Origin of the sequence: uncultured Cardiobacterium sp. (genome assembly GCF_938028185.1) — a bacterium.
In the GTDB taxonomy this organism is placed as follows: Bacteria; Pseudomonadota; Gammaproteobacteria; order Cardiobacteriales; family Cardiobacteriaceae; genus Cardiobacterium.
The window spans coordinates 1-5,900 of sequence record NZ_CALJAH010000182.1 but is presented as its reverse complement, the minus strand read 5'-3'; the positions used below and the strand labels follow the sequence as shown (position 1 = coordinate 5,900).

At 60.1% G+C, this 5,900-nt stretch carries 6 protein-coding genes; all 6 read left to right on the top strand.

The genetic code is table 11. The features are described from left to right. The first annotated feature begins 194 nt into the window (after positions 1–194). Positions 195–1,886 carry a PP2C family serine/threonine-protein phosphatase gene (locus Q0349_RS05280; protein ID WP_298079834.1) on the top strand — a complete coding sequence of 564 codons (1,692 nt, stop codon included), beginning with the start codon at positions 195–197 and terminating at the stop codon, positions 1,884–1,886. Further along, on the top strand, positions 1,883–2,428 hold the full coding sequence (locus Q0349_RS05275; protein WP_298079833.1) for a GNAT family N-acetyltransferase: 546 nt from the start codon (positions 1,883–1,885) through the stop codon (positions 2,426–2,428). The genes Q0349_RS05280 and Q0349_RS05275 overlap by 4 nt, the downstream gene beginning before the upstream one ends. Before the next feature lie 25 nt (positions 2,429–2,453). Further along, positions 2,454–3,173 (top strand): hypothetical protein, encoded by a 720-nt coding sequence (locus Q0349_RS05270; RefSeq protein WP_298079832.1) that lies wholly within the window; start codon positions 2,454–2,456, stop codon positions 3,171–3,173. Between the two features lie 61 nt (positions 3,174–3,234). Then, positions 3,235–3,798: an NADAR family protein gene (locus Q0349_RS05265; RefSeq protein WP_298079831.1), complete on the top strand. Its 564-nt coding sequence runs from the start codon at positions 3,235–3,237 to the stop codon at positions 3,796–3,798. Positions 3,799–3,878: 80 nt separating this feature from the next. Beyond that, positions 3,879–4,133: a hypothetical protein gene (locus tag Q0349_RS05260; protein ID WP_298079830.1), complete on the top strand. Its 255-nt coding sequence runs from the start codon at positions 3,879–3,881 to the stop codon at positions 4,131–4,133. Positions 4,134–4,161: 28 nt separating this feature from the next. Then, positions 4,162–5,664, top strand: a complete 1,503-nt coding sequence (locus Q0349_RS05255) for a kinase (RefSeq protein ID WP_298079829.1) — start codon at positions 4,162–4,164, stop codon at positions 5,662–5,664. Positions 5,665–5,900 lie beyond the last annotated feature (236 nt).

Sequence of the window (5,900 nt, the reverse complement as noted above, 5' to 3'; positions counted from 1 at the left end):
GGGAGGGGGTGGGCAATATTGTTGACGAGCTGAAATTCCCGTTTTTCAATTGATTGCTCCCCCCACCCCAACGCCTCTTTCCCGCTGCGCAAGCAATGCTTGTCGCTGCGTGCGCTGACCCGGTTCTCAAAGGAGCGTGGCTGTCCGCCGGATTGCAAACAACCCAAAACCATCACCCACCCCCCGAAAAAACCATGAACGCCCGCCAAACCCTGCAAGACATCCTCACCGCCGACGAAGCTCGTCTGCAACAATTCATCGCCCGCCATCAGCCGCTTCTGCGCGAGCTTGGCGACAGCTGGCAACGTTTCCTGCAAGACAGCACCGCCGCGACAACAGAAAGTCCCCGCCCCGCTGCAGAAGAAGGCGGGGAGAACGCAGACGCCATACCGCCCGGCAGTCAACAAAACGAAACCGCCGCCCCTGCCAGCAGCGAAAACCCGCCTGCCGTCGCCAGTACCCCTGTTACAGAAACCCCGATTGAGCCGCCTGCCGCCACAGCAACCGCCCCTGCCGCCAACCACGACGCGCCAGGCGACGGCATGACCTTCTTCGACCATGAAGAAACAACCATCGCCACCCCGCCCGAACCGCCCGCCGAAAACCCGCCGTCTCCCCCGGACACAGCGGACACAGCGGACGCAAAATCCCCGACCATTCCCGCCGACAAACCCGAACCCGCCATGCCCCTCCCGCCGCATACCCCCACGCCCGCCCCGGCACAACCGCCGCGCATCAGCCTCTCGCCGCTGCCGCCCGCCAACGAAGGCCAGCCCTACGAACGCGAACTGCCGCCCGACGCGCCCGTCCTCAACATCGCCTTTGCCCAGGACTGCGGCCTCGTCTGGGACGGCGACGCACGCCGCATCCACGGCACGCCCACCACCAGCGGCGACATCATGCTTACCATCACCATCAGCCACGACGGCAAAGCCGTGGAAATCACCCAGCCGCTGCACATCAACCCCGACCCGAAAAGTCTGTGGCAAGACAAACCCTCCGACCAAAGTGCCCCCTTCGCCAAGCCAGACAGCATTGAGACCCTGCAAGACACGCCACGGGGGCGCCTGCTTGCCGCGCGCGTGCGTGGCCGCTCCCATGCCCACGTTGGCAGCTACTGCGACGACGACTACCGCATCGACTGGCACGAAGCGAGCGGCGTCCACCTGCTCATCGTCTCCGACGGCGCGGGCAGCGCCAGCCACTCACGCTACGGCTCACAACTGGCAGTAAACGCCGTCGCCGACACCATCCTCGCCCTGCTCGACGACCCCGGCAAACCGCACCACAAACTGGCGCACGCCGACAGCGCCACCCGCAAACAAATCGCCGACAACCTCATCGCCAACGCCCTGCACGCCGCCGTCAGCGCGCACAAAACCGCCGCCCAGCAAGCGGGCATCGCCGAAAAAGCGCTCTCCTGCACCCTGCTCATCGCCCTCACCCTGCCACTTGCAGGCGGCGGCTGGTACAGTGCGGGCTACCAGGTCGGCGACGGCGCGGCCGCGCTGTGGCATCCCGAAAACGGCGCGCTGCACCTGCTCGGTGTCGCCGACAGCGGCGCTTACTCCGGCGAAACCCAATTCCTCACCGCCGCCCAACTCCAGCCGGATGACATCCAGCGCCGCATCCGCACCATCGAAACCGCAGCCGCGCCGACCGTCATCCTGATGACCGACGGCGTCTCCGACCCCAAATTTGAAACCGACGCCGCACTCGAAAACCCGCAGCGCTGGCAAACCCTCTGGGACGAACTGCAAGCGCCGCTTGCCGCCGCAGAGCCCAAAGCGGCGCTGCATGACTGGCTCGGCTTCTGGTCGCGCGGCAACCACGACGACCGCACCATCGCCTTCTTCCTGCCCGCCGCCGGCGAGACACAAACATGAACAGCGCTCCCATGCTTACCCTGCGCAAACCCACCGCCGCCGATAGCGCTGCCATCGAAGACTACCGCCGCGCCGTGCATGACGCCGGCCTGCCCCTACACGGCGCGACGCTTGACCTCTTCCCCGATGTCGCCAGTTGGCTCGCCTTTCATGAAGCACCCGCTGGCACACTACTGCCAAACGGTGTCGCCAAAGTCGCCGACAGCACCTGGCTCGGCTGGGACGACGAACACCTAGTTGGCATCATCAACCTCCGCCACGAACTCAACGACTTCCTGCGCCATTATGGCGGCCACATCGGCTACTCCGTCCACCCTGCCTGCTGGAACCGCGGCTACGCCACACAAATGCTCGCCCTTGCCCTGCGCGAAAGCGACGCCCTCGGCCTGCGCGAATTGCTGCTCACCTGTAGCCCGGACAACCTGGCATCTAGGCGCGTTATCGAAAAAAACGGCGGCGTGCTGGAACGCATCGGCGCATACCGTGGCGAGCGCATCTGCTCACCGGATAACGCGCTGAAAACGGCTTGCCATCTGCCCTAAATACACGTAAAAGAGGACAACCACCATGCGCAAAAAACTATTAATGCTCGCCGCTACCGTTATGACAACGCTGCTATTGACGGGGTGCATGATTACTTCAGCGCTTATTGGCGAAGGTAAGCAGATCCATGAAGAAATAGAAAATGATGAAATCATTGCCTTTGCCGAAGTTGCCAAAGAGTTGCCAACCGTCCAAAAAGGCAGCCTGATTATGCAGGGTAAAAAATACTGGTTCATCATTAGGTCAGTGCCAAAATCTAACCAGGAAAATATAGAAATATTGCACAAAGTGCTAACAGAACCCTGGAAAGAACAATTTCAATTTACCGATGAATCTGGCTTGATAACCAAAGATTATTTGGAACTTCAATTGCCCTACAATGTTGCACGAGTTGGTAGTGATAGTCCTTTTGAAATTTCACTTTGCCTGCGCTATTACACCGTTAGCGACAACGAAAAAACACGGTTAAAAGAGATGGGATTTACCGTACTGCCAGATAGCAAAGCATGGCATCGCTGTTTTGAAATGGATGGTGGTTTATATAAGAGTCCGCAAGAAAATATACCGCAGCAGCAATTAAGAAGAGTGCTGCCCGTAAAAATAATAGCTGAACTCACAGAAGACCCAAAAATGACACCTATCAAAGCGGTAGCATTGCCATTTGCGATGGCGGCAGACGTGGTTATTACCATCCCGGTTATGACAGTTTTTCTAATTACGCACCCTATAAGTAAAAACTGGTAAAGAAAGAATAATTCGATAAAAATCGGCAAGTCATATTATTTAGAAATAAAAAAGGAACCCCATGCCCTACCGCAACCTCACCGAGCTGCAAACCGCCTGCCGGCAAAAACAAAAGCTCAAATACCTGTTCTTCTGGGGACACACCCCGGTGCGCGCGGGCGAAGTGGATAAAGCCGTGCTGAGCCAATGGTATCCGGCGCCCTTTACCCTGGACGGCGTGCGCTATGCCACCGCCGAACACTACATGATGGCGCAAAAAGCCGCGCGCTTTGCCGACCGCGTTGCCTTTGCCACCATCATCGCCAGCGACTCGCCCGGCAAGGCAAAAGCGCTGGGGCGGGCAGTGGCAAACTTCGATGATGCCACCTGGCAGGCGGCGCGCTTTGACATCGTCTGCGCCGGCAACCTCGGCAAATTCAGCCAAAATCCGGCGCTGCAAACCTTCCTGCTCAACACCGGCGACAAAATCCTCGTCGAAGTCAGCCCGCAAGACCGCATCTGGGGCATCGGCCTGGCAGCCAGCGACCCGCGCGCTGCCGACCCGCTGCAATGGCTGGGCGAAAACCTGCTCGGCTTCGCGCTGATGCAGGTACGCGCGCAACTGCGTGGCAACAGCTCACGATGAACATCACCCTGACATGGCGCTCTCATTTACATACACCTTAGTCGCTACCCTGTATGTAAACCATTCACCCAGCAATTGCCATGAACACACCAATCCTGATTCTTGCCGCCATCGCCACTTGCGCCGTTCTCTACCCGCTGCACCGCTGGCTTGCTCGCCGCAGCCGCACGACCCTCGACGCTATCGACTACTTCGTCTCGCCCCTTCTGGTCTATGGCGGGCTGACGCTCGCGGTTTACCGCGACCATTTCGGCTGGCTTGGTGGCGGCATGGCGCTTTCCTTTGCCGTTCATTGCTATTTCCGCTGGCTAAAATCAGCCGCCCGCAACCCCTAACCGCATCCAACCCTCTGAACAAAAAACCATGAGCCAAAACATCATCACCCTCACCGCCAGCAACGGCGAAACCGTCCGCTTCGTCGATGAAGTCAAAGCGCAGGGCGGCATGAAAGACGTCAAATTCTCGCCCGACCGCGACTACGTCGTCGCCTTCTTCCGCGAAAAAGCCGACCCGGCGACGCGCGAACGCCTGGAAATGATCACCGGCCAGTACCGCGAGCGCATCTTCAACCAGGAAGGCGGCGAATACCTGAAAAACCTCTACTGCTGGCCGACCGCCGTCGTTGAGCACGAAGGCCGCCTCGGCGTCGTCGTCCCCTTCTACCGCAGCTGCTTCTTCTTTGAATACGGCAGCCGCAACAACGATATGCTTAACATCAAGGGCAAGGACAAGGACGGCAAATGGTTCGCCAGCGCCAACAACCGCAACAAATTCCTCGACCCGCGCGAGCTGGGCGACTGGATGCTGCACCTCAAAGTCTGCATCATGCTCGCCCGCGCGGTGCGCCGGATGCACATGGCCGGGCTCTCGCACAGCGACCTCGGTTACAAAAACTGCCTGATTGACCCCACCACCGGCCAGGCCTGCCTGATAGACATCGACGGTCTCGTCGTCCCCGGCAAGCACCCGCCGACCGTCGTCGGCACGCCGGACTTCATCGCCCCCGAAGTCGTTGCCACCGCGCACCTCGACCGCAACGACCCCAAGCGCAAACTGCCGTCGCGCACCACCGACCTGCACGCGCTCGCCGTGCTCATCTATATGTACCTGCTCTACCGCCACCCGTTGCGCGGCGACAAAATCCACGACCCCAACGATAGCCAGCGCGACGAAGAACTGAGCATGGGCAGCCAGGCGCTCTTTGTCGAGCACCCCAAAGACGCGAGTAACCGCATCAAAGTGGCGCAACTCAAACCGAGCGAACTGCCGTGGAAAGACACCGCGAAAACGCCCTACACCCTCTGCGGCCCCTACATCAGCCGCCTCTTTGAACGCGCCTTCATCGAAGGACTGCACAACCCGCAGGCGCGGCCGACCGCCGACGAATGGGAACACGCGCTGGTGAAAACCGTGGATTTGCTCCAGCCCTGCGAAAACCCGCAGTGCGAGCAAAAATGGTACGCCTTCGACAACAGCAAAAACCCGCGCTGCCCCTTCTGCGGCACGCCGCACCACGGCAAACTGCCGGTGCTGAACCTCTACTCGCAAGCCCCCGGTGGCAGCTACCGCCCGGACAACCACCGCATCATGGTCTATAGCGGCCAGTCGCTGTTCAAATGGCACGCTGACAACCGCGTCTTCCCCAACGAAAAACTGACTGCGGCAGACGCCAAACGGATTGGCTACTTCGTCCAGCACAACGGCGACTGGTGGCTGGTAAACGAAAAACTACCGGAAATGTACGACGTTGTCGGCAAGACGGCCATCCCGCCCGGCGGCAAAATCAAACTGGTGGAAGGCGCGCAAATCCTCCTGCAAAAAGGCGTGGGCGGACGGCTGCTGATGGTGCAAATGGCGGGGGCGTAAACAGGATTTTTCAGACAGGACGGAGATAAAAAAAACGCCGCTTGATGCGGCGTTTTTTGCGTCATCGCTCGGATGGTGCGCCGAGGCGCACCCTATGGCGGATGCTGTGCGTAGCGTATGTGGCGGCGTAGCCGACCCGCACGCGGGGAAGGCTGGAAACTCGTGCGTGCCTGCGGCACACACCCTACGCACGGAACCCGCCCGCTGCGGGCTTCGCCCTGCAGGGGAGAGATTTT

Bases quoted from the DNA above. Each gene is read 5' to 3' on its own strand.
- Q0349_RS05280 (WP_298079834.1), top strand. From the start codon at position 195: ATGAACGCCCGCCAAACCCTGCAAGACATCCTCACCGCCGACGAAGCT.
- Q0349_RS05275 (WP_298079833.1), top strand. From the start codon at position 1,883: ATGAACAGCGCTCCCATGCTTACCCTGCGCAAACCCACCGCCGCCGAT.
- Q0349_RS05270 (WP_298079832.1), top strand. From the start codon at position 2,454: ATGCGCAAAAAACTATTAATGCTCGCCGCTACCGTTATGACAACGCTG.
- Q0349_RS05265 (WP_298079831.1), top strand. From the start codon at position 3,235: ATGCCCTACCGCAACCTCACCGAGCTGCAAACCGCCTGCCGGCAAAAA.
- Q0349_RS05260 (WP_298079830.1), top strand. From the start codon at position 3,879: ATGAACACACCAATCCTGATTCTTGCCGCCATCGCCACTTGCGCCGTT.
- Q0349_RS05255 (WP_298079829.1), top strand. From the start codon at position 4,162: ATGAGCCAAAACATCATCACCCTCACCGCCAGCAACGGCGAAACCGTC.